Source organism: Pseudomonas nitroreducens NBRC 12694 (assembly GCF_002091755.1).
Classification (GTDB): domain Bacteria; phylum Pseudomonadota; class Gammaproteobacteria; order Pseudomonadales; family Pseudomonadaceae; genus Pseudomonas; species Pseudomonas nitroreducens.
The window spans coordinates 36,833-60,978 of the sequence record NZ_BDAI01000002.1 but is presented as its reverse complement, the minus strand read 5'-3'; the positions used below and the strand labels follow the sequence as shown (position 1 = coordinate 60,978).

The 24,146-nt window shown below is 64.2% G+C and carries 24 protein-coding genes; 12 read left to right on the top strand and 12 right to left on the bottom strand.

From position 1 onward, the window contains the following. Positions 1-28: 28 nt before the first annotated feature. The 5 genes from PNI01S_RS06155 to sdhC all read right to left on the bottom strand — a co-directional run bounded on the left by PNI01S_RS06155 (position 29) and on the right by sdhC (position 6,353). Positions 29-2,860: a 2-oxoglutarate dehydrogenase E1 component gene (locus PNI01S_RS06155; RefSeq protein ID WP_024765469.1), complete on the bottom strand. Its 2,832-nt coding sequence runs from the start codon at positions 2,858-2,860 to the stop codon at positions 29-31. A gap of 249 nt (positions 2,861-3,109) precedes the next feature. Then, a complete protein-coding gene (locus PNI01S_RS06150) occupies positions 3,110-3,817 on the bottom strand; it encodes a succinate dehydrogenase iron-sulfur subunit (protein WP_024765470.1) in 708 nt (235 codons plus the stop codon). An 11-nt stretch (positions 3,818-3,828) separates the two neighbouring features. Then, complete coding sequence (gene sdhA / locus PNI01S_RS06145; protein WP_024765471.1) at positions 3,829-5,601, bottom strand: succinate dehydrogenase flavoprotein subunit; 1,773 nt, start codon at positions 5,599-5,601, stop codon at positions 3,829-3,831. Positions 5,602-5,604: 3 nt separating this feature from the next. Beyond that, complete coding sequence (sdhD, locus tag PNI01S_RS06140; RefSeq protein ID WP_024765472.1) at positions 5,605-5,973, bottom strand: succinate dehydrogenase, hydrophobic membrane anchor protein; 369 nt, start codon at positions 5,971-5,973, stop codon at positions 5,605-5,607. Continuing rightward, the gene (gene sdhC, locus PNI01S_RS06135; protein WP_162483999.1) at positions 5,967-6,353 is read right to left on the bottom strand and encodes a succinate dehydrogenase, cytochrome b556 subunit; all 387 of its coding nucleotides are present in this window, start codon (positions 6,351-6,353) and stop codon (positions 5,967-5,969) included. Before sdhC ends, sdhD begins: the two co-directional genes overlap by 7 nt. Before the next feature lie 354 nt (positions 6,354-6,707). Between sdhC and gltA the strand changes: the two genes are divergently transcribed. Continuing rightward, complete coding sequence (gene gltA, locus PNI01S_RS06130) at positions 6,708-7,991, top strand: citrate synthase (protein ID WP_024765474.1); 1,284 nt, start codon at positions 6,708-6,710, stop codon at positions 7,989-7,991. Between the two features lie 208 nt (positions 7,992-8,199). Here the strand turns inward: gltA and PNI01S_RS06125 are convergent, their stop codons facing one another. Together PNI01S_RS06125 and PNI01S_RS06120 are read right to left on the bottom strand one after the other, a co-directional pair. Continuing rightward, a complete protein-coding gene (locus PNI01S_RS06125; protein ID WP_089285750.1) occupies positions 8,200-8,805 on the bottom strand; it encodes an START domain-containing protein in 606 nt (201 codons plus the stop codon). A gap of 124 nt (positions 8,806-8,929) precedes the next feature. Next, entirely contained in the window at positions 8,930-9,184 is a 255-nt protein-coding gene (locus tag PNI01S_RS06120) for a YkgJ family cysteine cluster protein (RefSeq protein WP_037012901.1), read from the bottom strand. A 443-nt stretch (positions 9,185-9,627) separates the two neighbouring features. Between PNI01S_RS06120 and PNI01S_RS06115 the strand changes: the two genes are divergently transcribed. Beyond that, positions 9,628-9,969 carry a DMT family protein gene (locus PNI01S_RS06115; protein WP_024765477.1) on the top strand — a complete coding sequence of 114 codons (342 nt, stop codon included), beginning with the start codon at positions 9,628-9,630 and terminating at the stop codon, positions 9,967-9,969. Positions 9,970-10,027: 58 nt separating this feature from the next. Here the strand turns inward: PNI01S_RS06115 and PNI01S_RS06110 are convergent, their stop codons facing one another. Further along, positions 10,028-10,912 (bottom strand): NAD(P)-dependent oxidoreductase, encoded by an 885-nt coding sequence (locus PNI01S_RS06110; protein WP_304362936.1) that lies wholly within the window; start codon positions 10,910-10,912, stop codon positions 10,028-10,030. A 97-nt stretch (positions 10,913-11,009) separates the two neighbouring features. Between PNI01S_RS06110 and PNI01S_RS06105 the strand changes: the two genes are divergently transcribed. Together PNI01S_RS06105 and ppnP are read left to right on the top strand one after the other, a co-directional pair. After that, on the top strand, positions 11,010-11,561 hold the full coding sequence (locus PNI01S_RS06105; RefSeq protein WP_024765479.1) for a 3'-5' exonuclease: 552 nt from the start codon (positions 11,010-11,012) through the stop codon (positions 11,559-11,561). A 111-nt stretch (positions 11,562-11,672) separates the two neighbouring features. Then, positions 11,673-11,954, top strand: a complete 282-nt coding sequence (ppnP, locus tag PNI01S_RS06100; RefSeq protein WP_024765480.1) for a pyrimidine/purine nucleoside phosphorylase — start codon at positions 11,673-11,675, stop codon at positions 11,952-11,954. A 72-nt stretch (positions 11,955-12,026) separates the two neighbouring features. Here ppnP and PNI01S_RS06095 read toward each other — a convergent pair whose 3' ends face one another. Beyond that, positions 12,027-12,944 (bottom strand): CobW family GTP-binding protein, encoded by a 918-nt coding sequence (locus PNI01S_RS06095; protein ID WP_084357623.1) that lies wholly within the window; start codon positions 12,942-12,944, stop codon positions 12,027-12,029. Further along, complete coding sequence (locus PNI01S_RS06090; protein ID WP_024765482.1) at positions 12,941-14,689, bottom strand: amidohydrolase; 1,749 nt, start codon at positions 14,687-14,689, stop codon at positions 12,941-12,943. Before PNI01S_RS06090 ends, PNI01S_RS06095 begins: the two co-directional genes overlap by 4 nt. Before the next feature lie 111 nt (positions 14,690-14,800). On the opposite strand from PNI01S_RS06090, the gene PNI01S_RS06085 reads away from it, so the two are divergent. After that, entirely contained in the window at positions 14,801-15,847 is a 1,047-nt protein-coding gene (locus tag PNI01S_RS06085; RefSeq protein WP_024765483.1) for a helix-turn-helix transcriptional regulator, read from the top strand. A gap of 85 nt (positions 15,848-15,932) precedes the next feature. Here the strand turns inward: PNI01S_RS06085 and PNI01S_RS06080 are convergent, their stop codons facing one another. Beyond that, on the bottom strand, positions 15,933-16,349 hold the full coding sequence (locus PNI01S_RS06080; protein ID WP_024765484.1) for a VOC family protein: 417 nt from the start codon (positions 16,347-16,349) through the stop codon (positions 15,933-15,935). Positions 16,350-16,366: 17 nt separating this feature from the next. Beyond that, positions 16,367-16,792, bottom strand: coding sequence for a YciI family protein (locus PNI01S_RS06075; protein ID WP_024765485.1), 426 nt, complete (start codon positions 16,790-16,792; stop codon positions 16,367-16,369). Positions 16,793-17,050: 258 nt separating this feature from the next. Between PNI01S_RS06075 and PNI01S_RS06070 the strand changes: the two genes are divergently transcribed. From PNI01S_RS06070 to PNI01S_RS06040, 7 genes are all read left to right on the top strand, one after another. Then, a complete protein-coding gene (locus PNI01S_RS06070) occupies positions 17,051-17,701 on the top strand; it encodes a hypothetical protein (protein WP_024765486.1) in 651 nt (216 codons plus the stop codon). A gap of 72 nt (positions 17,702-17,773) precedes the next feature. After that, entirely contained in the window at positions 17,774-18,253 is a 480-nt protein-coding gene (locus tag PNI01S_RS06065) for a YbaK/EbsC family protein (protein ID WP_024765487.1), read from the top strand. Between the two features lie 305 nt (positions 18,254-18,558). Further along, complete coding sequence (locus PNI01S_RS06060; protein ID WP_065084743.1) at positions 18,559-19,782, top strand: SfnB family sulfur acquisition oxidoreductase; 1,224 nt, start codon at positions 18,559-18,561, stop codon at positions 19,780-19,782. Between the two features lie 10 nt (positions 19,783-19,792). Continuing rightward, a complete protein-coding gene (locus tag PNI01S_RS06055) occupies positions 19,793-21,166 on the top strand; it encodes an LLM class flavin-dependent oxidoreductase (RefSeq protein WP_037016976.1) in 1,374 nt (457 codons plus the stop codon). Then, positions 21,166-21,831, top strand: a complete 666-nt coding sequence (locus PNI01S_RS06050) for a methionine ABC transporter permease (protein ID WP_024765489.1) — start codon at positions 21,166-21,168, stop codon at positions 21,829-21,831. Before PNI01S_RS06055 ends, PNI01S_RS06050 begins: the two co-directional genes overlap by 1 nt. A 126-nt stretch (positions 21,832-21,957) precedes the next feature. After that, positions 21,958-22,728: a MetQ/NlpA family ABC transporter substrate-binding protein gene (locus PNI01S_RS06045; protein WP_024765490.1), complete on the top strand. Its 771-nt coding sequence runs from the start codon at positions 21,958-21,960 to the stop codon at positions 22,726-22,728. A gap of 173 nt (positions 22,729-22,901) precedes the next feature. After that, positions 22,902-24,137, top strand: a complete 1,236-nt coding sequence (locus PNI01S_RS06040; protein ID WP_084357622.1) for an SfnB family sulfur acquisition oxidoreductase — start codon at positions 22,902-22,904, stop codon at positions 24,135-24,137. Positions 24,138-24,146: the final 9 nt, after the last annotated feature.

Genomic DNA, 24,146 nt, shown 5'->3' with positions numbered 1-24,146 from the left:
TAAATTCGGTATCAACTGCGCGTTGGCGTTAAACGGTGAAGGCGTCCTGCAGCAGTTTTTCCTGCTGCTCGGCGTGCATCGAAGCGTAGCCGCAAGCCGGAGCTGCCGAGCCTTCGCGGCCCGCGTATTCCAGGTTGAGACCTTTCTTGTGCGCGGCGATGACACGACGCATATGGTGCTGCGAGCAGAACCAGGCACCCTGGTTCATCGGCTCTTCCTGACACCAGACGATGTGCTTGAGGTTCTTGTACTGCGACAGCACCTCGGCCAGATCGTCTTCCGGGAACGGATACAGCTGCTCGAGACGAACGATCGCGATGTTCTCGAGACCTTCGGCGCGACGCTTCTCCAGCAGGTCGTAGTACACCTTGCCGCTGCACAGCACGATGCGGTCGACTTTCTTCGGATCCAGGCTGTCGATCTCGTTGATCACAGTCTGGAAAGAGCCGTCTGCCAGATCTTCCAGGGTCGAGATGGCCAGCTTGTGCCGCAGCAGCGACTTCGGAGTCATCACGATCAGCGGTTTGCGCAGCGGACGGATCACCTGACGGCGCAGCATGTGGTAGACCTGAGCCGGGGTAGTCGGCACGCAGACCTGGATGTTCTGCTCGGCGCACAGCTGCAGGTAACGCTCCAGACGCGCGGAGGAGTGCTCCGGACCCTGGCCTTCGTAACCGTGCGGCAGCAGCATGGTCAGACCACACAGACGTTGCCACTTGGTCTCGCCGCTGGTGATGAACTGGTCGATCACGACCTGCGCACCGTTGGCGAAGTCACCGAACTGGGCCTCCCAGATCACCAGCGCGTTCGGCGTGGTGGTGGCGTAGCCGTATTCGAAGGCCAGTACGGCTTCTTCCGAGAGGTAGGAATCGTACAGGCTGACGCGCGGCTGGCCGTCGAACAGGTGAGCCAGCGGGATGTAGACCGAGTCGTCCTTCTGGTTATGCAGCGCCGCATGGCGGTGCGAGAAGGTACCGCGGCCGACGTCCTGGCCGGTCATGCGCACCGGGTGACCTTCGAACAGCAGGGTGGCGTAGGCCAGGTTCTCGGCGAAGCCCCAGTTGATGGGCATGCCGCCGGCAGCCATCTTCGCGCGGTCTTCGTAGATCTTCTGCACCTGACGCTGCATGACGAAGCCGTCCGGGGTTTCCAGCAGCTTGGCGGAGAGGTCCTGCAGGGTCTTCAGGTCGAAGCGGGTGTCGTGACGCGCGGTCCAGGCGTGCCCCACGTACGGACGCCAGTCGACGAAGAGCTCCTTGTTGGGCTCCTTGACCAGGCTCTTCACCACGTGCTGACCGTTGTCGAGAGCGTCGCGGTATTCGTCGACCTTCTCCTGGGCCTGCTCGGTGCTCTGCACGCCGGCAGCGATCAGCGCGTCGGCATACAGTTCACGGGTGGTGCGCTGCTTGGCGATCTGCTGGTACATCAGCGGCTGGGTGCCGCTCGGCTCGTCGGCCTCGTTGTGGCCGCGACGGCGGTAGCAGACCAGGTCGATGACCACGTCACGCTTGAACTGCATGCGGTAGTCGACGGCCAGTTGGGTCACGAACAGGACCGCTTCCGGATCGTCGCCGTTCACATGGAAGATCGGCGCCTGGATCATCTTCGCCACGTCGGTCGCGTACTCGGTGGAGCGAGCGTCGTCCTGACGGCTGGTGGTGAAGCCGACCTGGTTGTTGATCACGATGTGGATGGTGCCGCCCGTCTTGTAAGCACGGGTCTGCGACATCTGGAAGGTCTCCATGACCACGCCCTGCCCCGCGAAGGCGGCATCACCGTGGATGGAGATCGGCACGACCTTGTCGCCGCTGCCGTCCTTGCGACGGTCCTGGCGGGCGCGTACCGAACCCTCGACCACCGGGGAAACGATTTCCAGGTGCGAGGGGTTGAACGCCAGGGCCAGGTGGACTTCACCGCCGGTGGTCATGACGTTGGAGGAGAAGCCCTGGTGGTACTTCACGTCACCGGAGCCCATCTCGACCAGCTTCTTGCCTTCGAACTCGTCGAACAGCTCGCGCGGGTTCTTGCCCAGGGTGTTGACCAGGACGTTCAGACGGCCGCGGTGGGCCATGCCGATGACGATTTCCTTCACGCCATAGGAGCCGGAGCGCTGGATGATCTCGTCGACCATCGGGATCAGGCTTTCACCGCCTTCCAGGCCGAAGCGCTTGGTGCCCGGGTACTTGGTGCCCAGGTACTTTTCCAGGCCTTCGGCAGCGGTCAGGCGCTCGAGCAGGTGGGAGCGGGCGTCGGCGGAATACGTCGGACGGCCACGGACGCTTTCCAGGCGCTGGGCGAACCAGTGGCGCTGTTCGGAATCGACGATGTGCATGAACTCGGCGCCGATGGTGCTGCAGTAGGTCTGCTTCAGCGCATCGATGATTTCACGCAGGGTCGCTTCTTCCTTGCCGATGTAGAGCTCACCGGTCCGGAAAGTAGTGTCGAGGTCTGCAGCGGTGAGCCCGTAGTGTTCGAGCGACAGATCGGAGGGAGCGGTACGCACCCAGAGACCCAGCGGATCGAGCGATGCTGCCTGATGTCCACGCAGACGGTATGCCAGGATCAGACGCAGGACTTCAACCTGCTTTTTCTCGTGCTCGGTGCTTACGCTGCCAGCGGAAACAGGCGCGGCGCGGCGCTGGTTCTTGGCCAGGAGTACGAAATGATCACGGATAGAGGAATGCGAAACGTCGGGGGCAGGATTGCCGTCGGCAGGAAGCTTCTGGAAGTACGTGCGCCACTCTTCTGGCACAGCGTTCGGGTCGTGCAGGTAGAGCTCGTAGAGCTCTTCGACGTAGGCAGCGTTTCCACCGGATAGATGGGCACTGTTCCACATCCGCTGCATTACGCTTTCGTGCATGCTTGGTCACCCTCGGTAAGGGGACTCCACCTGTGGAACCTCTGGCGCGAAGTCAAACACAGCGACTTCAAGCCACCGATTCCCGCAGATAGTCCGGGTACCAGCCCGGATGCCCCTGCTGGTCATATATACGTTTTCAAAACAGGACCCCCGCTTTGTGGGCTTGGGTCCTAAGGACTGTACCGCCGGACAATGTTCCGGCGGCACAGGTGTCGCTCTTTCATGATCTTTGGGCGCAAGGCCCGCAGATCAAGTACCGCTCTGCAGCAGCATGTTACGGATGTGACCGATTGCCTTGGTGGGGTTCAGACCCTTCGGGCAAACGTTCACGCAGTTCATGATCCCGCGGCAGCGGAAGACGCTGAACGGGTCATCCAGGCTCGCCAGGCGCGCCTGAGTTTCGGTGTCACGGCTGTCGGCCAGGAAGCGGTAGGCCTGCAGCAGCGCGGCGGGACCCAGGAACTTGTCGGGGTTCCACCAGAACGACGGGCAGGAGGTCGAGCAGCAGGCGCACAGGATGCACTCGTACAGACCGTCCAGCTTCTCGCGCTCTTCCGGGCTCTGCAGACGCTCGATGGCCGGCGCTGCATATTTGTTCTGCAGGAACGGCTTCACGCTCTCGTACTGTTTGTAGAAGATGCGCATATCGACGACCAGGTCACGAATGACCGGCAGGCCCGGCAGCGGACGCAGAACCAGCTTGCCGCCCTTCAGGCCAGCGGCCGACAGGGGGGTGATGCAGGCCAGGCCGTTCTTGCCGTTGATGTTCATACCGTCGGAACCGCACACGCCTTCACGGCAGGAACGACGATAGGAGAAGCCCTCGTCCTGTTCCTTGATCAGCGCCAGCACGTCCAGGACCATGATGTCCTTGCCGTCGGTATCGACCTGGAAGTCCTGCATGTAGGGTGCAGCGTCCTTCTCAGGGTTGTAGCGGTAAACACTCACTTGCAACATGGCGGGCACCCTTAGTAAGTACGAACCTTGGGTTCGAATGCCGGAACAGTTTTCGGCGCGAAGTTGACGGCACGCTTGGCTACACGCTTCTCACCCGGGAAGTACAGGGTGTGGCACAGCCAGTTCTCGTCATCGCGCTCCTCGAAGTCTTCACGGGCATGCGCGCCGCGGGACTCTTTGCGGGCTTCTGCCGCAATCGCAGTGGCTTCGGCCACTTCGAGGAGGTTCTGCAGTTCCAGCGCTTCGATACGCGCCGTGTTGAATGCCTGGCTCTTGTCGTTGATCTTGACGGTGGCGATACGCTCACGCAGATCAGCCAGCTGAGCGATACCTTTCTGCATGTACTCGCCGGTACGGAACACACCGAAGTAGTTCTGCATGCAGGATTGCAGCTCGCGCTTGAGCGGAGCGACTTCTTCGCCGCTGGTGCGCTCGTTCACACCGTTCAGGCGCTTGAAAGCGGATTCCAGGTCGGACTCGGAAGCCTGGCGGTGCTCGATACCATCCTTGAGCGCCTTCTCCAGGTGCAGGCCGGTGGCACGACCGAACACAACCAGGTCGAGCAGCGAGTTGCCGCCCAGGCGGTTGGCGCCGTGGACCGATACGCACGCCACTTCGCCTACGGCGAACAGGCCTTCGACGATCTGCTCGTTGCCGTTGGCATCGGTAGTCAGGGCCTGGCCATGGATGTTGGTGGCCACGCCGCCCATCATGTAGTGGCAGGTCGGAATAACCGGGATCGGAGCGACGACCGGGTCGACGTGGGCGAAGGTCTTGGACAGTTCGCAGATGCCGGGCAGGCGGCTGTGCAGAACTTCTTCGCCGAGGTGGTCGAGCTTCAGCAGTACGTGGTCCTTGTTCGGGCCCACGCCGTTGCCGGCGATCACTTCTTTCACCATGGAACGGGCAACCACGTCGCGGCCGGCCAGATCCTTGGCGTTCGGAGCGTAACGCTCCATGAAACGCTCGCCATGGGCGTTGATCAGGTAGCCGCCTTCACCGCGGCAGCCTTCGGTGACCAGTACACCAGCGCCGGCGATGCCGGTCGGGTGGAACTGCCACATCTCGATGTCCTGCACCGGCACACCAGCGCGCAGCGCCATGCCGATACCGTCACCGGTGTTGATCAGGGCGTTGGTGGTGGAGGCGTAGATACGGCCGGCACCGCCAGTGGCCAGGACCACGGCCTTGGAGCGGATATAAACGGTGTCGCCGGTTTCGATGTCGATGGCGATGACGCCAACCACATGACCGTCCTGGTTCTTCACCAGATCGACTGCGTACCACTCATTAAGGAAGGAAGTACCGTTCTTCAGGTTGGCCTGATAGAGGGTGTGCAGCAGGGCGTGACCGGTACGGTCAGCCGCGGCACAGGTACGAGCAGCCTGGCCACCCTTGCCGAAGTCCTTGGACTGGCCACCGAACGGACGCTGATAGATGCGGCCCTGTTCGGTACGGGAGAACGGCAGACCCATGTGTTCCAGCTCGAACACGGCTTCCGGGCCGACGGAGCACATGTATTCGATCGCGTCCTGGTCACCGATGTAGTCGGAGCCCTTGACGGTGTCGTACATGTGCCAGCGCCAATCATCGTTCGGGTCGGCCGAAGCGATGGCGCAGGTGATGCCGCCCTGGGCGGATACGGTGTGCGAACGGGTCGGGAAGACCTTGGTCACCACGGCAGTCTTGTGACCACCCTGAGCCAGTTGCAGTGCGGCACGCATGCCGGCACCGCCGCCACCCACGATGATGGCGTCGAAAGAAAGAGAGCGAATGCTAGCCATGGATCAGTTACCCCAGAGAATCTGCACACCCCAGACGAAGAATGCGAACATGGCCATGCCGCATACCGCCTGGACGAGGAAACGCACGACGGTCGCGGACTTGCCCAGCGCCATCGGAGTCAGGTAGTCGGTGGTGATGGTCCACATACCGACCCATGCGTGCACGCTCAGGGACACCAGCGTCAACAGGCTGAAGATCTTCATCAGGCTGTGGGAGAACAGACCATGCCACTCGGCGTAGGTGATACCTGGGTGAGCGATCAGGAAGCCCAGCAGGAAGAGAACATAAGCCGCGAGAACGACCGCGGAGACGCGCTGGACCATCCAGTCGTAGAGACCCGAACGCGACAAGTTAGTGACGTTAGTTACCATACCCATACCCCCGCCAGAACGATCAGCACCACTGCGACAGCGATGACGATTTTCGAACCACGCTTACCGCCTTCCAGTGTTTCGCCAATACCTGCGTCCATGACGAGGTGACGAATACCGGCTACCAGGTGGTACAGCAGCGCAGACAGCAGGCCCCAAATCACAAGCTTGACCAACGGATGGGTCAGACACGCCTTCACCTGCTCGAAGCTGTCTTCGGATGCGAGGGAACGATCCAGTGCGAACAGCAGCACTGCGATACCCACGAACAGAATGACGCCGGAGATACGGTGGAGAATCGACGTGTAAGCAGTGATAGGGAGTTGGATGGTCCTTAGGTCTAGGTTTACGGGTCGTTTGCTATTCACGGCTTTTTTCACACTGAGAGCCCTTCTATGGATCAGGGCTAGTTGTCGGGAGGTGCACTTGTCAGGTACCCATCACCTTCGGGAGTGACAACCACCAATCAAGCGAGGCCGGACGGCCCTTGGCGGCTGGTCGCCGAGTATAGACAGTTAGGCCCCTAATGACAACGGAAAGACCTCCACCTAAGGACTAATTGCCGCACCCCCATAAAAGGCGTAAACAGGCAAATTTTTCCGGCAAAACAGGGGCTTGGAGGAGCCAAACTTCTCCGATTGTGCAAATTGACATTCGGATTTATCTCTCTATAGTGGTGCGGGCCCTGCGTGGGGGGTCGTACAGATGATTTCAAGCATAAATAGGAGGCCATCATGGCTGACAAAAAAGCGCAGTTGATCATCGAGGGCGCTGCCCCCGTCGAACTGCCTGTCCTCTCCGGCACGCTGGGTCCCGATGTTGTCGACGTGCGGGGCCTGACCTCCACGGGTCACTTCACTTTCGACCCCGGCTTCATGTCCACTGCCTCCTGCGAGTCGAAGATCACCTTCATCGACGGCGATAAAGGTGTACTGCTGCACCGCGGCTACCCGATCGAACAGCTCGCCGAGAAGTCCGACTACCTGGAAACCTGCTACCTGCTGCTCAACGGCGAACTGCCCACTGCCGAGCAGAAAGAGAAGTTCGTCGGCACCATCAAGAACCACACCATGGTTCACGAGCAGCTGAAGACCTTCTTCAACGGTTTCCGCCGTGATGCGCACCCGATGGCCGTGATGTGCGGCGTAATCGGTGCCCTCTCCGCCTTCTATCACGACTCCCTGGACATCAATAATCCGAAGCACCGGGAAGTCTCGGCGCATCGTCTGATCGCCAAGATGCCGACCATCGCTGCCATGGTGTACAAGTACTCCAAGGGCGAGCCGATGATGTACCCGCGCAACGACCTGAACTATGCAGAAAACTTCCTGCATATGATGTTCAACACCCCCTGCGAGACCAAGCCGATCAGCCCTGTGCTGGCCAAGGCCATGGACCGCATCTTTATCCTGCACGCCGACCACGAGCAGAACGCCTCCACTTCCACCGTTCGCCTGGCGGGCTCCTCGGGTGCCAATCCGTTCGCCTGTATCGCCTCGGGCATCGCCGCCCTGTGGGGACCGGCTCACGGCGGTGCGAACGAAGCCGTTCTGCGCATGCTGGACGAGATCGGTGACGTGTCGAACATCGAGAAGTTCGTGGCCAAGGCCAAGGACAAGAACGATCCGTTCAAACTGATGGGCTTCGGCCACCGCGTCTACAAGAACTTCGACCCGCGCGCCAAGGTCATGAAGCAGACCTGCGACGAGGTTCTCCAGGAGTTGGGCATCAACGACCCGCAACTGGAACTGGCCATGAAGCTGGAAGAAATCGCCCGCCACGATCCGTACTTCGTAGAGCGCAACCTCTACCCGAACGTGGACTTCTACTCCGGCATCATCCTGAAGGCCATCGGCATTCCGACCAGCATGTTCACCGTGATCTTCGCCCTGGCACGTACCGTGGGCTGGATCTCGCACTGGCAGGAAATGCTCTCCGGCCCGTACAAGATCGGCCGTCCGCGCCAGCTGTACACCGGCGCCACCCAGCGCGACTTCGTGGACCTCAAGGCCCGCTAAGCGCTACGGCGTAAAAGAAAAGGCCGCCTTCGGGCGGCCTTTTTATTGCCACGGCTTTTCTGGAGGAGCGAGCTTGCTCGCGAACAGCCCCGCTGCGAGCTTCCCCACCCCTCGGTTCGCGAGCAGGAACTGGGCGTCACCTCGCTCCTGCAAAAGCAAAAAAGCCGCCCGAGGGCGGCTTCTTCACGAAAGGGAACGACAGCGCCGATTACTTCTCGGCAGCGCTGCGCAGGCCCTTCAGGGTATTCATCGGCGCATCGACCACGAAGCTGTTGGCCAGCCAGGACGGGATGCTGCCACCCGGCTCGGTCTGCACCTGGTAAGTCACCTCGGTCACGCCGGCACCCTTGGGCACCAGCTTCCACTCGCCGATCAGTTTCGGCACGCGGATTTCGCCTTTCTCTTCCGGGATATAGGTCGGCTCGGCCTTGAGGTGACGGATCAGGCCGCCGTCGGCGGTCTTCTCGGTGGTTACGTGGATCACCACGTCGCGGCCGGTCACCGGCCAGGGCATGTCGATCTTCGAGTAGGTCCAGGAATTGTCGCCCTCGGTTTTCAGCAGACGCATCTCGGCGCAGGCGTGGATCCACTTGCAGGAGCCGGCCACGTCTTCCTGCAGGGCGTTGATCTTGGCCACATCGGCCTTGATGTCGACGACGCCACGGTAGGCCTTGTACTTGGAGCCCGCGACCGGGCTGAGGAAGACCTTCACACCATCGTCTTCCTTCTCCAGCTTCCAGTCTTCCGCCAGGGCAGTACCGGCAAAGCCCATCACGGCAGTGGCCAGCAGGGTCATACGCAATACACCACGCATCGTCTTACCTCTCTTTATTCTTGGTCTCGTAGGGTCGGCAATTGCCGGCGCCCTGTCGCAATCCGCGGTCTTGAGCGGATCGGGGCGTCAGTATGGACCGCGAAATCGTGACTTCCAAGTCACATCAGGCGGCGGTGATGCGCTCCCACTCGGTGAGGATCCGCAGGGCCTGTTCGTTGCTGCTGCCACAGGCATCGGCGTCCGCATCGAAGGCCGCACAGACCTTTGGACGCCGCGAGTCGCCGAATAGTTTGCACAGATTGCGCTCATCCAGTTGCACGCAGCGAACACCCGCCGGCTTGCCGTCGGGCATGCCAGGGATGGGCGAGGAAATCGACGGCGCTATGCAACAGGCGCCACAGCCGATACGGCATTGCATGGATCTACTCTCTATTCGACATCAAGACGTCATCGGGGCTGGTCGCTCAGCAGCCACTGCTTGCGCAGCTTCGCCACTTCACATATCGACTTCGACCGCGCGGCGAGCCAGCATCTTGGGGGGGCAGCTCTCCAGCAAGGCCCGCCAAGCCCTTTCGCCGCGGGCGGACATGCACGGCGGGCGGCAATCCCGAGGCGAGCAGAACGGGGCCGCCGAGCATATAGCGGGTCGAGCATTCCGCCAAGCGGGCCAGATCAGCGGGAAACTCCGGCAACGGCTCGCCCATCGGACACTCTCGGACTCCCGTCTCACCCCGACCAGGCCCAGGGATGTCAGCTTCACAGCAACAGCATGCCGTCCCAGTGCCGCGATCGCCGCCCCTTGGCTGTATCGCGGCGCATCCAGTAGGCTCATGCGCAGCCCCCAACCCTGGAGCCTCTGCCATGCCGGTCTGGCTGCAAACCGCTTTTCTTCTGTGTCTTTCCAACCTGTTCATGACCTTCGCCTGGTACGGCCACCTGAAAACCCTGAACAGCAAGCCGTGGATCATCGCGGCGTTGGTCAGTTGGGGCATCGCACTCTTCGAGTATTTATTGCAGGTGCCGGCCAACCGCATCGGCTACACGGTGATGTCGGTGGGGCAACTGAAGATCATGCAGGAGGTCATCACGCTGGCGGTCTTCGTGCCGTTCAGCGTGTACTTCATGCAGCAGCCACTGAAGCTCGACTATCTATGGGCCGGGCTGTGCCTGCTGGGCGCGGTGTACTTCATCTTCCGCGCCTGAATCGGACTGACTCGGCACACGACGATCTCCGCGACCGCCCGGGGAAATAGAAGACCGATCAGGACTCGGACGAGTCCCGCAGACGGGTGATCAGGCTGGAGGTATCCCAGCGCCCGCCTCCGGCAGCCTGCACCTCGGCGTAAAACTGGTCGACCAACGCCGTGACCGGCAGTTGCGCGCCGTTGCGGCGGGCCTCGTCGAGCACGATCCCCAGGTCCTTGCGCATCCAGTCCACCGCGAAGCCGAAGTCGAAGCGCCCTTCCAGCATGCTCTGGTGGCGGTTCTCCAATTGCCAGGATTGCGCCGCGCCCTTGCTGATCACTTCCATGGCCGCCATGCCGTCGAGGCCGGCGCTCCGGGCGAAGTGCAGCGCCTCCGACAGCCCTTGCAGCAAGCCGCCGACGCAGATCTGGTTGACCATCTTGGTCAGCTGGCCGCTGCCCACCGAGCCCATGCGCCGCACCATGCGCGCGTAGGTGGCGATCACCGGTTCGGCGCGCGAATAGAGGTCCGCATCGCCGCCAACCATCACCGTCAGCGCACCGTTCTCGGCGCCGGCCTGGCCGCCGGAGACCGGCGCATCAAGGAAGCCCAGTTCGCGCTCCGCCGCCGCCACGGCCAGTTCACGGGCGACCTCAGCCGAAGCGGTGGTGTGGTCCACCAGCACAGCGCCCGGCTGCATCCCGGCCAACGCGCCTTCCTCGCCCAGCACCACGCTGCGCAGGTCATCATCGTTGCCGACGCAGCACATCACGAACTCAGCCCACTGCGCGGCCTCGCGCGGAGTGTCCGCCGAACTGCCGCCGAACTGCCTGACCCACTGGGCCGCGCGGCTCGCGGTGCGGTTGTAGACGCACACCTCATGCCCTTCGCGCGCCAGATGCCCGGCCATGGGATAGCCCATCACGCCCAGACCGATGAATGCCACTTTCGCCATCTTGATCCCCCTTGTCCTGGTAGCCGGTCAGCCTAGCACAGCGGTTTGCCGGCCCCGCAAACGCCTTCCATACTCGATTCGTACCCAACCACGAGCACCGACTATGCCCCACTGGCTGGTGATCGACCTGGAAGCCACCACCGAGGAAGGCGGCTGGCCGGTCGAGGAAATGGAAATCATCGAGATCGGCGCCAGCCTGGTGGCCGAGGCCGACGGCCGCGAGCTGGATCACTTCCAGCGGTTCGTGCGCCCGCAACGTCGACCATTGCTGACCGCCTTCTGTCGCGAACTCACCCACATCACCCAGGCCAACGTCGATGCCGCCGCGCCCCTGCATGAGGTCTGGCCGCAATTCGAGCGCTGGCTGGCCCAGCACCGCCCGCGCCTGGCCGGCTGGACCAGCTGGGGCGACTACGACCGTCACCAACTGGAACTGGAATGGCGCCGCCAGAACCTGGACAGCCACCTGGCCCGTGTTCCTCACGTCAACCTCAAACAGCGCTTCGCCCAGGCCCGCCAGCTCAAGCGGCCGGTGGGCCTGAATGCCGCGCTGCACCTGGCCGGATTGAACTTCCAGGGACAGCCGCACCGCGCCCTGGAGGATGCCCGCAATACTGCCCGCCTGTTGCCGCTGACACTGCCGGTGGCCGGCTGAAAGAAGGCTCCATTCACTGACCGAACGGTCGCCTGCGCCGCTCTAGTGACGGAGCCTGCGCCCTTGGGCATACTGGCGGGCCCTTTTTCACCCCTCTAGCAGGAGAAGCCCATGTTCAAGGTCAACGAGTACTTCGACGGCACCGTCAAATCCATCGCCTTCGACATGACCGCAGGCCCCGCCACCATCGGCGTGATGGCTCCCGGCGAATACGAATTCGGCACCAGCCAGCTGGAGGTGATGCACGTCGTCGCCGGCGCGCTGACCGTCAAGCTGCCGGGCAGCGACAGCTGGGAAACCTTCGAAGGCGGCAGCAACTTCACCGTACCGGCCAACAGCAAGTTCCAGCTGAAAGTCGCCCAGGACACCGCCTACCTCTGCGAATACCGCTGAGTTCGGCTGTTCCATGAAAGAGCCGGCCCTGAGGCCGGCTTTTTATTGCCGGTACAACTGTCGAGCTCTGTCCTATGAAAAGCAGCCGCATAACCCGGCCGCAAGATCAGCCCGCAATCCTGCGTCCTTTTCCGCGATGAACACCAGCCGCGATCCCTGTGCCGCTTCGGCCGCCGTCGCCGGCCGCAGCTGATAGCGCCCGCCAACGTACTGCAGCCACAACGCATCCCCCTGTCCAGACAGTCGGATCAGTCCCTTGAGGCGCAGCAGGCCACGCGGCAGCGTCTCCAACCAGAGTTTCAGCCGCACACCCTCAAAGCTTTCATCCCCCTGCCAACTCCAGCTGTCGAACAGGTCGCCATGGTCGACACCTTCCTGCCCATGGGGCCGCAGCTTGCGCGACGGCTCGCCCAGCAGCAGCTCATCGGGAATCTGCGCCTGGATGGTTTCCAGCACCCGCGCGCCACCGCCGAAGCGCTCGTGCTGGGCGGCCAGCTCATCGGTTTCGAGCAGGTCGCACTTGTTCAGCAGCAGCAGATCGGCGGCAGCCGCCTGCATGCGTTCCAGCCGCGCATACTCGCCTTCGAGCGGCTCACGACGGGCGGCGTCGACCACGGTCAGCACCGCATCCAGGTACAGGCGCCTGCGCAGCTTCGGGTAGCCGAGCGTCTGTACGATGCGCTGCGGGTCGGACACCCCGCTGCACTCGATCACCACCTGTTCCAACGGCGGGTGCATATTCGCCAGCCGTTCCAGCTGCGCCAGCAGGTCGTCCTGCACCGAGCAGCAGATGCAGCCGTTCTCCAGGCTGTACACCGCCTCGGTCTGCTCGGCGATCATCCCGGCGTCGATGTTCAGCTCGCCGAAGTCATTGACGATCACAGCCAGCCGCCGCCCTTCGCAGCGCTCCAGCAGGTTGCGCAACAGCGTGGTCTTGCCGGCGCCGAGGAAGCCGGCGACCACCGTTACCGGGATGCTCGCGGCATTCATGCGTTGACCCCTTCGATACGCGGCGGCTCGCCCTGCCACACCGCCGCCAGGGCGGTATCGCTGAACTGGCCGAGGCGGTCGTACACCGGGCGACCTTCGACGAAGGTCAGTTGCACCTCGGTGCGGTGGATGTAGTTGCGCGCCGGCTGCTCGAACAGGTTGCGGTCGAGGACGATGAAGTCCGCCGACTTGTCCGCCTCCAGGCTGCCGGTAAGATTTTCCAGGCCCATCGCATAGGCACCGTTGAGGGTCGCAACACGGATCGCCTGTTCCAGGCTGATCGGCTCGCCGAAGCAGGCCGGGTCGTCATTCCATGGGTTCTGCCGGGTCACCAGGGTTTCCAGTGCCAGCCACGGGTCGATTGACGCCACCGGCCAGTCGGTGCCGAATACCGCGACACCGCCGGCGGCCAGCACGCCCTTGAAGTCGTAGATGCGCTTCAGGCGATCCGGGCCGTAGCCGGAGCGCGCGCCGCTGGCGAAAGGCGTCGGGTACCAGGCCGCCGGGGAGAACTCGGCGATCACCTCCAGCTCACGGAAGCGCTTGAGGTTGCCCGGATGCAGGATGGTGCTGTGCGCGCACTGGTGGCGCACGCCGGAAAAGCCATTGCGCCGGCGTGCTTCGGCCACCGCATCGAGGAATACGTCGGACGCCGCATCACCCGTGCAATGGGCGATCACGCGGATGCCGCGACGGTCCATGTCCACCACCATGTCAGTGATGTGCTCCGGCGTCAGGTTCAGCTTGCCGCGCCAGGCGTCTTCGCCCGGCCAGGGAGTGATAAGGAAGGACGAGCGCGGCTCGACGGTGCCGTCGAAGTGGAATTTCACCGCGTTCGCCGACAACCGTGCGCTGCGGTAGTAGTGGCGTTCGCCGGCGAGCAGCTCCCAGCGACGACGCACCGGGAAGATGTCGTCCTGCCAGCTGATTGCCGCTTCCACGCGCAGGGTCAGCTGGCCGGCGTCATCGAGGTACTTAAGCGCATCCAGGCGGTTCTCGCAGACGTGCAGGTACTTGGCCGCGGTGACGCCGCGAGAACTCTGGAAGTGCACGCCTTCGCGGTAGGACTGGCGCAGCACCTTGGCCGGGGTCGGCGGCATGGCAGCGTGGATCAGCGCGTAACCGCCGTCGATCAACAGGCCGTTGGGCTCGCCGGTCAGCTCGTCGCGCTCCAGGTAGCCATTGCGCGGATCGGGCGTATTGGCGTCGATGCCGGCCAGTTCCAGCGCGCGGGAGTTGACCATCATGGTGCCCCACATGCGGTCGAGCAGCGCCACGGGGCGATCCGGCATCACCGAGTCGAGCCACTCGCGGCCCGGCTTCAGCCCGGCTTCGCGGAAGGTGTAGCGCACCCAGTACTGGCCGTAGACCCAGCCATCGCCCGGGTGGCTGTCGGCATAGTCTCGAATGGCCTTGGCAAGCTGCTCCGGAGTCGGGTCCTCGATGCCGACATCGAGGTCGTCGGCATAGCGCGGATTCAGCGCCAGGTCCGGGTGAGTGTGCATGTCGTGCAGGCCAGGCATGCAGAAGGCGCCTTCGAGATCATGCACCAGGGTGTCCGGGCCGATCAGGTGCTCCATCTCTTCGCGAAGGCCGACCGCCAGCAACCGACCATCCCGGATGGCAACGGCCTCGGCCCAGGGTCGTGCGGGATCGAGGGTGTAGAAGCGGCCGTTGTGCAGCAGCAGTTCGGCAAAGCGGCCGGTTGGGGAATTGGAGGAGCGGAAGCGGTCCGGAGCGGTCATGGGAAGCCCTTGTTGTTCTTGTCCGTGGGGGCAGTATAGGGCTCGACTTTCAACCATTGACTAGCACAAGATGACAACTCGCTAGCACTAAACAACAGGTTGACCGCGCGAATGCCCACCGCTTCCTTCGATATCGATTACGCCGCGCGTCAGCTTTTCCGCCATTTCATCGACGAATGGCGCGCTCGCCCCGCCCTGCCACCCGTGGCTCCCCTGCTCGGTGGCCTCGGCTTGCCGCCGAGCGGAGAAGCGGCAGCCAGCATGATGAACTTCGCCCGCTACTATCGCCTGCTGCAGCAGGCCGCCGGACTGCTCGGCCCGAGCGACTTCTTCCTGCGCCTGGGCCAGCGCTACAACCTCTATGACCTGGGAGTGATCGGCTACGCGCTGATCAGCGCGGCCAACCTGCGGCGCTCCTGGGACATCTCCCTCGGCCAGCCGTCGAGCCTGATGCCTCACCCGATCCACACCCACCGAGAGGAGGTCGACGAGCACATTCGGCTGACGCTGCAATTGCCGCCTTTCAGTGAAGTGGAGCGCATCGCCCTCTGCGAGGAATGGCTGAGCAGCACCTGGCGCTGGTTGTGCCAGCGCCTGCCGGACCTGGAGAACTGCGCCAGCATGCAGTTGCACCTGCCCTACCCGCCGCCGGCGCATGCCGCGCTGTACGGCGAGATTTTCCCCGGCCTCTGTCATTTCAATGCCGAGCGGGCCGAATTGTGGATGCCACGGGAATTCCACGATCGCCCCTTCTCGACCGCCAACCCTTCCGTGACGCGGCTGTGCCAAGCCCAGGGCGCGGCGACCCTGGCCAGTTTCGAACGCGGTCAGGCGCTACCGGATGACGTGCGCTATTACCTGCTGCAGAACGCGCGTATCCCACTACCGGATCTGGAACAGACCGCCGCCTGGTTGCGCCTGCCGCCGCATACGCTGCAACGCCGGCTGCGGGAGCACGGGCTGACCTTCAAGGGCATAGTGCTGGAGGTGCGGATGGCGCTGGCCCAGCGTTATCTGCTGGCCAGCCGGATGGCGCTGCAGGAGATTGCCTTCCTCCTCGGCTACGAACACGTCACCAGCTTCCACCGGGCATTCCAGCGGTTTACCGGGACGACACCGGAGCGATTCCGCGCAGCGGGCGGGATCTCAGCTGAATAGGCAAGCGCGGGCAGAGTCCACTCCTACGCCAGGGTCGGCCCTTGTGTAGGAGCGCACTCCGTCCGCGACAGGCTCGCCGTTGCGCTTAAGCTTCCTTCTCGCAGTTGATCATCCACGGCACGCCGAAGCGGTCCTCCACTGCGCCGAACAATTCGGCCCAGAAGGTCTGCTCCAGCGGCATGGTGACCTTGCCGCCCTTGCCCAGCGCCTCGAACAGGCGCCGGGCCTCGGCCTTGCTGTCGACGTTCAGGGTGATCGACACACCCTTCACTCCTTCGTACTGGCCGCATTGGGGCGAGGCGTCCGATCCCATCAGCACATGGCCATCCACTTCCAGGCGGACGTGGATGACGCGGTTCTTCAAGGCCTCGGGCATGTCCTCGCAACCCGGCGCATCGGAGAAGCGCATCAGCGCCGGCAGCTCTGCGCGCAGCACCTCGGCGTAATAACGGAAGGCTTCCTCGCAGTTTCCATCGAAGACCAGATAGGCATTCATCAACATGGCGGTATCCTCCAGATTCAGGATTTGCTGGCGATTTCGGCGCGCAGACGCTCTTCCTGCTCACGCAATTCAGGGGTGAATTCGGCACCGAAGTCCTCGGCCTCGAAGATCTGCCGGATTTCGATCTCGGACTCACCATCGAAGGGATTGGGCGAGCGCTTGACCCAATCGATGCACTCCTGCAACGACGCGGTCTGCATGATCCAGAAGCCGGCGATAAGCTCCTTGGTTTCGGCGAACGGGCCGTCGATCACCTGCCGCGAAGCGCCATCGAAGCGCACCCGCGCGCCCTTGGCGCTGGGGTGCAGCCCTTCGCCCGCCAGCATCACCCCGGCCTTGACCAGTTCTTCGTTGAACGCCCCCATGGCGGCGAGCAGTTCTTCCTTGGGCATCACACCCGCCTCGGAGTCGGCGGTGGCTTTGACGATCACCATGAAACGCATGGGTTTTCTCCTCTTGTCATTCTCTTGTAATTGCCAGCGTGGCGGCCGGTTTCATCCGGTTTCATCCGGTTCCTGACGAATAGTCGAAGGGCAGGACGGCGAATCGACAGCCCACGCAAAAATATTCTCAGGGGTACTGCGAGGGCTTTGAGCATAGGTCGCGCCAAGGACCGCAGCCGCAGAAATGGGAAAATTCGCTATGGACGCCCAGGGCCAACGCCATTAGAACGTGCCGTTCGGAAAACTCCGGGCGCCCCCATGCAGGTCCAGCTCATTCCCGTCATCGAACTGTTCTACCTGGTCGACTCCGTGCCGGTGCCGACCGAGGGGCCGTACTGGGAGCACGTGGAAAGCTGGCGGGCCTTCCATGAGCGCAATCTGAGGGCCAGCGGCTTCGATCCGAGCCTCAGGCCCTACCGGCCGGGAAGCGCATTCCACCGTATCGCCGAGCTGAGCGATGCTGACATTTCGCGCCTGATACGGCTGCACTGTGAAGAGGGGCTGGCGGGCTCGGGGAACTGGAAACAGATCCAGCCCTTGCCCGGCGGCTATGTATTGCGGATCGGCAGTCTCGATGTGCTGTTCCCGCAGTGCTGCAGCGACCTGGGCGACCTGCACAGCTGGAAGCGCATCGCCGCTGGCAAGGGTGCCTACCTGTACAGCGGCCACCCTTCGCCCGACATCAGTCGCCGCAACCAGTCCGCCCATTTCGACTTCAACGGGCCGGGCGAGGGCTTTGCCCCGCCCCCGCCGCTGCATTCGGTCACGGTACCATTGAGCGAACTGATGCGCGCCGTGCATGCCGCCGATCGGGAACTACGGATTTTCGCGGCGCGATTGGCATTGGTGAACGCCGAGCAGGCGCTGCACGTACCGGACATCGAAACCCTGCTCATCCACGGACGCTAGCCTTCCGGGCTGGACAGTCTTCTCCGCGCTTCTTAGATTCAGACCTTTTCGCAAGATACGGAGCATTGCCCCATGAGCCTGGAATCGGTTCGCGCCTTCTTCGCCGAAAAGGCCCCCGACATCGCCATCATCGAGCTGGAAACCAGCACCGCCACCGTCGCCCTGGCCGCCGAGGCCCACGGCGTGGAGCCGGGCCGCATCGCCAAGACGCTATCCCTGCGCGTCGGCGAACGCACCGTGCTGGTGGTGGCGCGCGGCGATGCGCGGCTGGACAACCGCAAGCTCAAGGAAGCCTTTGGCGGCAAGGCGAAGATGCTCGGTGCCGAGGAAGTCGTGGAGTTGACCGGCCACCCCGTGGGCGGGGTCTGCCCGTTCGGCCTGGCGACGCCGTTGCCGGTGTATTGCGATGTGTCGTTGCAGGCGTTCGACGAGGTGCTGCCGGCCGCTGGCGCGGTGCACAGCGCCGTGCGGATCGGGCCGCAGCGCATGGCGGAGCTGGTGGCGGCGGACTGGATCGATGTCTGCCAGGAGCGGGTTGATCAACCAGTTTAGGTTTGCCGACCATCGCGGACGAAGTCCGCTGCTACACCCGCTGGAAACTTCCGTTAGCAGCGGACTCCATCCGCGATGGGCGTCAGGCCGCTCCAATCCGCCAAGGTATATCCCTGCTCCGCCACTGTTGCCACAGCAACACTCGCCCAACACTTTGCTGTTCGCTCAGCGTCTCAACTGTTTACCAAAAACGCCAAATCATTGATTTAAAAGACTTTTAAATTACGGCACAGCTTGTGCAATGACCTGAACAGACAGGCCCGAACACCGGGCCGATTCATCTGCCCCGAGGTCGCTGTACTGCCATGTCCCAACTCCCCGAATCCGCCCACTACGACATCCGTGAGCCGAACGCCCAGGTAATCACCTCCGACGCCGAGGCCATCGACGTCGCCCACAAGGTCGCCGCCTTCCTGCTCGAAGGCGCCGCCGAGCGCGACCGCAACCGCGAAGTCCCCCCGGAAGTGGTCGAGGTCTACTCCAACAGCGGCCTGTGGGGCATCACCGTGCCGCGCGCCTTTGGCGGCGCCGAGGTGTCCTACGCCACGCTGGCGGAAGTCATCGCCATCATCTCCGCCGCCGACCCGTCGCTGGGACAGATTCCACAGAACCACTACTGCCTGCTGGAAGACATCCGCCTGCAGGGCAGCGACGAACAGAAGCGCTTCTTCTTCGACCTCGCGCTCAAGGGCAACCGCTTCGCCAACGCGCTGTCGGAAACCGGCGGCAAGACCGTGCAGGACATCCAGACCCGCCTGCGCCGTGACGGCGATCATGTCGTGCTCGACGGCCGCAAGGGCTACTGCACCGGTTCGCTCTACGCCCATTGGCTCGGCGTGCTGGGCCTGGACGAACAGGGCAACGCCCAGCTGGCCTTCGTCCCGCGCGGCACGCCGGGACTGGTGATCGTCGACGACTGGGCCAGCATCGGCCAGCGCACCACCTCCAGCGGCACCGTGCTGGTGGACGGCCTGCGGGTGCCGGCGTTCAACGTCTTCCCTACCCACCGCTCCTACGACGTGCCGACCCTGGCCGGCCCGTTCGCGCAGATCACCACCGCCGCCATCGACGCCGGCATTGCCCGCGCTGCGCTGCGCGACACCATCGCCTTCGTCCGCGAACAGGCGCGCCCGTGGATCGACGCCGGCGTGGAGAAGGCCAGCGAAGACCCGCTGACCATCATCCAGGTCGGTGAACTGGGCATCCGCATCGAAGCCGCCGATGCCCTGCTGGAACGCGCCGGCAGGGTGATGGACGCCGCTCGCCCGGCGCCGGACGAAGACAGCGTGGCCCGCGCCTCGGTTGCCGTGGCCAAGGCCAAGGTGCTGACCACCGAAGTCGCCATCGATGCCGCCAACAAGCTGTTCGAGCTGGGCGGCACCCGCTCCACCCTTGCCCGCCACGCCCTCGACCGCCACTGGCGCAACGCCCGCGTGCACACCCTGCACGACCCGGTGCGCTGGAAGTACCACCTGGTCGGCAACTGGCTGCTCAACGACAAGCGCCCGCCGCGCCACGACTGGAACTGAGGCCATCGCCATGAGCAAGCAGATTCGCCTCAACGCCTTCGCCATGAACTGCGTCGGCCACCTCTCGCCCGGCCTCTGGCGCCACCCGCGCGACCAGCAGGCCGCGCGCTACACCGACATCCACTACTGGATCGAACTGGCGAAAACCCTCGAACGCGGCAGGATCGACGGCCTGTTCCTGGCCGACGTGCTGGGCGTCTACGACGTCTACCACGGCAACGCTGACGCCGCGCTGAGCGCCGGCGCCCAGGTGCCGGCCAACGACCCGCTGCAGATCGTCCCGGCCATGGCCGCGGCCACCGAGCACCTGGGCTTCGGCATCACCGCCTCGGTGTCGTTCGAGCACCCGTTCCCGTTCGCCCGGCGCATGTCCACGCTGGATCATCTGACCCGTGGCCGAGCCGGCTGGAACATCGTCACCTCCTACCTCAACAGCGGCGCGCGCAACCTGGGGCTGAAGCAGCAGCTCAACCACCAGCAGCGCTACGCCCTGGCCGCCGAGTACCTGGAGGTCTGCTACAAGCTCTGGGAAGCCAGCTGGGACGATGACGCCGTGGTCGCCGACCGCAAGAGCGGCGTCTACGCCGACCCGCGCAAGGTCCACCCCATCGAGCACAAGGGCGAACACTTCGAGGTGCCCGGCTTCCACCTCAGCCAGCCATCGCCGCAGCGCACGCCGGTGCTGTACCAGGCCGGCGCCTCCAGCCGCGGCAAGGCCTTCGCCGCCGGCAATGCCGAGTGCGTGTTCGTCGCCGCGCCGACGAAGAACATCCTCCGCGACCAGGTGGCCGACCTGCGACGCCTCGCCGTGGAAGCCGGTCGCCAGCCCGACGACGTGCTGGTCCTGAACCAGCTTACCGTGATCGTCGCGCCGACCGACGCCGAGGCACTGGCCAAGCTGGAAGACTATCGCCAGTACAGCGACCGCGAAGGCGCCCTGGCGCTGGTCTCCGGCTGGACCGGCATCGACTTCGGCCAGTACGCGCCGGACCAGGTGTTGCGCCACGTACAGAGCGACGCCATCCAGTCCGCGGTGGACGCCTTCAGCGCTGCCGACCCGCAGCGCCAGTGGACCGCCGCCGAGATCGCCGACTACTGCGCACTGGGCGGTGACGGCCCGCTGCTGGTGGGTTCGCCGCAGACCGTGGCGGATCAGCTGCAGGCCTGGGTCGAGGAAACCGACGTGGACGGCTTCAACCTCTCCAGCCTGGTGGCGCCGGAAACCTTCGTCGACATCGTCGACCTGCTTGTTCCGGAACTGCAGGCGCGCGGCCTGTTCAAGCGCGAGTACGAACAGGGCACGCTACGCAACAAGCTGTTCGGCCAGGGCGACCGCCTGGGCGCTTCGCACCGCGCCGCCAAGCTGCGCAGGGGCCGCGAATGATGGACGGCTGGTTCCGCAACCTCGACTGGCACGACCTCGCCCAGGCCTGCCTGGACACCCTGGCCATGCTCGGCGGCGCGCTGGCCTTCACCGTGCTGCTGGGCCTGCCGCTGGGCGTGTTGCTGTACCTCACCGGCAAGCGCCAGCTGCACGAGAAACCCGGCCTGTACCGCGCCCTGTCGGTGGTGGTGAACATGTTGCGTTCGCTGCCGTTCATCATCCTGCTGATCGTGCTGATCCCGGTCACCACGCTGGTCACCGGCACCTCGCTGGGCGTGCCCGGCGCCATCCCGCCACTGGTGGTGGGCTGCACGCCGTTCTTCGCGCGGCTGGTGGAAACCGCCCTGCGCGAAGTCGACCGCGGCCTGGTGGAAGCCACCCAGGCGATGGGCGCCAGCACCTGGCAGATCATCTGGCACACGCTGCTGCCGGAAGCCCGCACCGGGCTGATCGCTGCCGTCACCGTGACTGCCATCGTGCTGGTGGACTACACCGCGATGTCCGGCGTGATCGGCGGCGGCGGCCTCGGCGACCTGGCGATCCGCTTCGGTTACCAGCGCTTCCAGACCGACGTGATGATCATCACCGTCGCCCTGCTGATCCTGCTGGTGCAGGCCCTGCAGATGAGCGGCGACCGACTGGTGGCGCGCTACACCCGGCGCTGAAATCCCCGCCCACTCCCTCTCCGGGAGCGGCACCCAGAACACCCGCCGGCAGCCGGGCTCCGCTGCCATCAAGGCCCCACGTCCACACCACGACGGCCCACCCACTATTGCCAAGGAGCAACACCCATGAAAAAGGCCATCGCCATTCTGGCGGCCGTCGTCGCCTTCTCCGCCCACGCAGGGGAAAAACTCGTTGTCGGCGCCACCCCGGTGCCGCACGCGGAAATCCTCGAGTTCGTCAAACCGGAACTGGCCAAGGAAGGCGTCGACCTGGACATCAAGGTCTTCACCGACTTCATCCAGCCCAACCTGCAACTCGCGCAGAAGAACCTCGACGCCAACTACTACCAGTACCGCCCGTTCCTCGATGACTTCAACAAGACCCGCCACACCGACCTGGTGCCGGTGGTGGGCATCCACATCGAGCCGTTCGGCGCCTACTCCACCAAGTACAAGTCCCTCGCCGAACTGCCCGACGGCGCCAGCGTGGCCATCCCCAACGACCCGGTGAACACCGGCCGCGCCCTGGTACTGCTGGCCGAGAGTGGCCTGATCAAGCTCAAGGATCCGAGCAATCCGCAATCCACCGAGCGCGACATTACCGACAACCCCAAACACCTGAAGATCCGTGAACTGGAAGGTGCCCTGCTCGCCCGCGCCGTGAAGCAGGTGGACCTGGCCTTCATCTTCGCCAACTACGCCCTGGAAGCAGGCATCGACACCAAGAGCGCGCTGATCGTGGAGAAAGGCAAGGACCTCTACGCCGAGTTCCTGGTGGCGCGTCCGGACAACATCCAGGACCCAGGCATCCAGAAGCTGGCCAAGGTGCTGAATTCGCCGGAGGTCCGCCAGTTCATCCTGACCCGCTACAAGGGCGAGATTGCGCCGGCGTTCTGATCGAGCTCCGGAAACGGTCTGCTGCGCGTCGGCCATGCCGCGCTGGGCAGGGACTCGCAATGCTCATTCACTGGAGTGAACAGCACTTCCGAGTCCCTGCCCGCCTTGCCTGGCTCTAGCTCGCCAGACCTCAATACCACCGGCAGCAACAAAAGCAAAAAAGAAGGCAACGCATGACCAACGAATCCGCACCCAAGGACCTTCGTGACCAGGCGCCCCGGCTACTCCCGGCGCGCCGTATCAGCAACGACGCCCAGGCCATCGAAGCCGCCCACGAAGTGGCCCGCCTGGCGAAACCCGGAGCCGCCGCCCGCGACCGCGAGCGCGCGCTGCCCTGGCGCGAACTGGAACACTTCACCGCCCTCGGCCTGGGCGGCATCAGCATTCCCCGCGAGTACGGCGGCGCGCAGGTTTCCTACGCCACCGTGGCCGAAGTCTTCCGCGTGATCTGTGCCGCCGACCCGGCTCTGGGGCAGATCCCGCAGAACCAGTTCGGCCTGCTCAACGTCATCGACAACGTCGCCAGCGAGGCACAGAAGCGCGTGCTGTTCGGCGGCGTACTCAACGGCCGGCGCATCGGCAATGCCGGCCCCGAGCGTAATACCAGGAACACCCTCGAACTCAAGGCACGACTGGTGCGCGACGGCGAGCAGTTCCGCGTCAGTGGCGAGAAGTTCTATTCAACCGGCGCGCTGTTCGCCCATTGGGTCGCGGTGAAAGCCATCGACGAAGACGGCCGCGCGGTCATGGGCTTCGTCGAACGTGGCGTGGATGGCCTGCGCATCGTCGACGACTGGTCCGGCTTCGGCCAGCGCACCACCGCCAGCGGCACCGTGCTGCTGGATAACGCACCCGTCGCCGACTCGCTGGTGATCCACAACGGTCGCCTGGCCGACATCCCGAACATCCAGGGCGCCGTCTCGCAACTGATCCAGGCCGCCATTGATGCCGGCATCGCGGCGAACGCCCTGGAAGACGCCATCGACTTCATCCGCACGCGCACCCGCCCCTTTATCGACGCCAACGTCGAGCAGGCCAGCGAAGAGCCTTTCACCCTCTTCGAGATCGGCCGCCTGCAGGTCGAACTGCACGCCGCCGAGGCGCTGCTGGAGCGCGCCGGCCATGTGCTCGACGAAGTCAGCGCACGCCCCGTCGACGACGAGTCCGCCGCCCGCGCGTCCATCGCCGTGGCCGAGGCCAAGGTGCTGACCACCGAGATCAGCCTGGCCGCCAGCGAGAAGCTCTTCGAACTGGCCGGCAGCCGCGCCACCCTCGCCGAGTTCAACCTCGACCGCCACTGGCGCAACGCCCGCGTGCACACCCTGCACGACCCGGTGCGCTGGAAGGTCCAGGCGGTTGGCGCCTACCACCTCAACGGCGCCCGCCCGGCGCGACATTCCTGGATCTGAGGAGCGCCG

What these genes read in the sequence shown, in the direction of transcription:
- PNI01S_RS06155 (WP_024765469.1), bottom strand. Translation starts at nt 2,860, where the DNA reads ATGCACGAAAGCGTAATGCAGCGGATGTGGAACAGTGCCCATCTATCC.
- PNI01S_RS06150 (WP_024765470.1), bottom strand. Translation starts at nt 3,817, where the DNA reads ATGTTGCAAGTGAGTGTTTACCGCTACAACCCTGAGAAGGACGCTGCA.
- sdhA (WP_024765471.1), bottom strand. Translation starts at nt 5,601, where the DNA reads ATGGCTAGCATTCGCTCTCTTTCTTTCGACGCCATCATCGTGGGTGGC.
- sdhD (WP_024765472.1), bottom strand. Translation starts at nt 5,973, where the DNA reads ATGGTAACTAACGTCACTAACTTGTCGCGTTCGGGTCTCTACGACTGG.
- gltA (WP_024765474.1), top strand. Translation starts at nt 6,708, where the DNA reads ATGGCTGACAAAAAAGCGCAGTTGATCATCGAGGGCGCTGCCCCCGTC.
- PNI01S_RS06125 (WP_089285750.1), bottom strand. Translation starts at nt 8,805, where the DNA reads ATGCGTGGTGTATTGCGTATGACCCTGCTGGCCACTGCCGTGATGGGC.
- PNI01S_RS06120 (WP_037012901.1), bottom strand. Translation starts at nt 9,184, where the DNA reads ATGCAATGCCGTATCGGCTGTGGCGCCTGTTGCATAGCGCCGTCGATT.
- PNI01S_RS06115 (WP_024765477.1), top strand. Translation starts at nt 9,628, where the DNA reads ATGCCGGTCTGGCTGCAAACCGCTTTTCTTCTGTGTCTTTCCAACCTG.
- PNI01S_RS06105 (WP_024765479.1), top strand. Translation starts at nt 11,010, where the DNA reads ATGCCCCACTGGCTGGTGATCGACCTGGAAGCCACCACCGAGGAAGGC.
- ppnP (WP_024765480.1), top strand. Translation starts at nt 11,673, where the DNA reads ATGTTCAAGGTCAACGAGTACTTCGACGGCACCGTCAAATCCATCGCC.
- PNI01S_RS06095 (WP_084357623.1), bottom strand. Translation starts at nt 12,944, where the DNA reads ATGAATGCCGCGAGCATCCCGGTAACGGTGGTCGCCGGCTTCCTCGGC.
- PNI01S_RS06090 (WP_024765482.1), bottom strand. Translation starts at nt 14,689, where the DNA reads ATGACCGCTCCGGACCGCTTCCGCTCCTCCAATTCCCCAACCGGCCGC.
- PNI01S_RS06085 (WP_024765483.1), top strand. Translation starts at nt 14,801, where the DNA reads ATGCCCACCGCTTCCTTCGATATCGATTACGCCGCGCGTCAGCTTTTC.
- PNI01S_RS06080 (WP_024765484.1), bottom strand. Translation starts at nt 16,349, where the DNA reads ATGTTGATGAATGCCTATCTGGTCTTCGATGGAAACTGCGAGGAAGCC.
- PNI01S_RS06075 (WP_024765485.1), bottom strand. Translation starts at nt 16,792, where the DNA reads ATGCGTTTCATGGTGATCGTCAAAGCCACCGCCGACTCCGAGGCGGGT.
- PNI01S_RS06070 (WP_024765486.1), top strand. Translation starts at nt 17,051, where the DNA reads ATGCAGGTCCAGCTCATTCCCGTCATCGAACTGTTCTACCTGGTCGAC.
- PNI01S_RS06065 (WP_024765487.1), top strand. Translation starts at nt 17,774, where the DNA reads ATGAGCCTGGAATCGGTTCGCGCCTTCTTCGCCGAAAAGGCCCCCGAC.
- PNI01S_RS06060 (WP_065084743.1), top strand. Translation starts at nt 18,559, where the DNA reads ATGTCCCAACTCCCCGAATCCGCCCACTACGACATCCGTGAGCCGAAC.
- PNI01S_RS06055 (WP_037016976.1), top strand. Translation starts at nt 19,793, where the DNA reads ATGAGCAAGCAGATTCGCCTCAACGCCTTCGCCATGAACTGCGTCGGC.
- PNI01S_RS06050 (WP_024765489.1), top strand. Translation starts at nt 21,166, where the DNA reads ATGGACGGCTGGTTCCGCAACCTCGACTGGCACGACCTCGCCCAGGCC.
- PNI01S_RS06045 (WP_024765490.1), top strand. Translation starts at nt 21,958, where the DNA reads ATGAAAAAGGCCATCGCCATTCTGGCGGCCGTCGTCGCCTTCTCCGCC.
- PNI01S_RS06040 (WP_084357622.1), top strand. Translation starts at nt 22,902, where the DNA reads ATGACCAACGAATCCGCACCCAAGGACCTTCGTGACCAGGCGCCCCGG.